Raw genomic sequence first — 1,936 nt, forward strand, 5'->3', positions numbered from 1 at the left:
TTTATTTTGAAACAGAAAATAATGCTATAAACAACAATAATCCTATTGACAAAAACACAGCTTATTTACCTTCTTCAAATCCGCAAACTATCTATGTTCGTCTTCAAAATGAAGACTATAGTAATTGTTTTAAAGTAGCACCCATGCAAATTGAAGTGCGACAAGCTCCTATTTACAACAACCCAACTGATATTTTTGAGTGTGATGCTAACAAAACAGGTTTAGCGACAACGAATTTGAATGAAAAAATAGAACAAATAAGTGCTAACAGTCCAACTAATTTAAATGTTACGTTTCATCTTTCGCCTCTAAATGCAATAGTTGGGGCAAATGAAATTCCACTAAACTATACATCAATTAGTAATCCACAAATAATTTATGCACGTATTGAAAACACAAACTCTAGTTGTTTTGATATTCAAACATTTAATATTAACACTTTATCACTTCCTGAAGTAACTTATGGTCAATCTTTAACAGCCTGTGGAGACAATTACAATTTTTATACACAATGGAACTTAACAGAAATAGAACTCAATGTTTTAGATGGTAGACAATACAATATTGACTTTACTTATTTTGAATCTGAAGCTGATTTGTTAGCAGATAATAATAGGATTCCAAATCCTGAAGCCTACACCAACACTTCTAATCCGCAAACTATCTATGCTAAGATTAGAAATGCAACTACCGATTGTTTTGATATTGTTCCGTTTCAGTTAATTGTCAATAGCCCTCCACAAATCAACGAATTTCAAACGTTTAACATTTGTGAAAACTCAGAAAATCAAGTTGATTTATTAGAAATTAATGAAATTATTTTAGATGACTCATTTAATGTCATTATTGGTTATTACGCTAACGAAACTAGTGCTGAAAACAAGGAAAATCCTCTAGATTCAAATTATACTTACCTAAACACTACAGAAACTCTTTTTGCAAGAGTAGAATATAGTACTACGCAATGTTACGCTGTTTATCCTTTTCAATTGGTTATAAATGCGCTTCCCGTTGCAAATCAACCTAATGATTTAATTGTTTGTGATGACGATATTGATGGTTTTGTAGAATTAGATTTAACTCAACAAAACAGTGCTATTCTAGGAAATCAAAACCCCAATGAGTATTCAATTTCATTTTACAATTCTGAAATTAATGCTATTGAAAACTTACAGCCTTTTAACCAAAATCATATAGCTTTTAATAATGAAATCATCTTTGTGAGAGTAGAAAATATAGCTACAGGTTGTTATGCTATTACTCAGTTCTCAACAGTAATTAATAGTATACCTACAATTTCAATTCCAGACCAAGTGGTATGTCTTAATAACTTACCGTTGGTTGTTTCTGCAGAGACTAATAATCCTTTAGACTCCTATTTATGGTCTACAAGTGCAACAACTTCTCAAATTGAAATCACTGAAATTGACACCTATTCAGTAACTATTACCAATCAATTTGGTTGCCAAAACACAAGTACTTTTAATGTTATTGAATCTGAATCTGCAACTATTGATGTCGTTGAAACTATAGATTTTTCTGACCCAAATAATATAACCGTAACTATTAATGGTATCGGTGATTACTTATATCAATTAAATAATAGTAATCCGCAAATCTCTAATGTTTTTGAAAATGTACCTATTGGGTACAATACGGTAACCATTATAGACCAAAATGGTTGTGCTGAAGTTAATAAAACTGTTTTAGTCATTGATGCACCAAAACACATGTCTCCTAATAATGATGGTGATTTTGATACTTGGCATATTGCTGGTGTAGAAACACTACCAGGAACTGTAATTAATATTTTTGACCGTAAAGGAAAACTGCTTAAACAATTAAAACATGATAGCTTGGGTTGGGACGGAACCTACAATGGACAAAACATGCCTGCTAGCGACTATTGGTTCACTGCGATAATTCAACAAAATGG

Annotated in this window: 1 protein-coding gene; it reads left to right on the plus strand. The window is 31.4% G+C overall.

Features of this window, described 5'->3' with window-relative positions; genetic code table 11:
* Positions 1–1,936: T9SS type B sorting domain-containing protein (locus tag Q0807_RS18820; RefSeq protein WP_301162057.1), on the plus strand; the 1,936-nt coding region annotated here is incomplete at both ends.

The organism is uncultured Winogradskyella sp., assembly GCF_947495255.1.
GTDB lineage: Bacteria > Bacteroidota > Bacteroidia > Flavobacteriales > Flavobacteriaceae > Winogradskyella.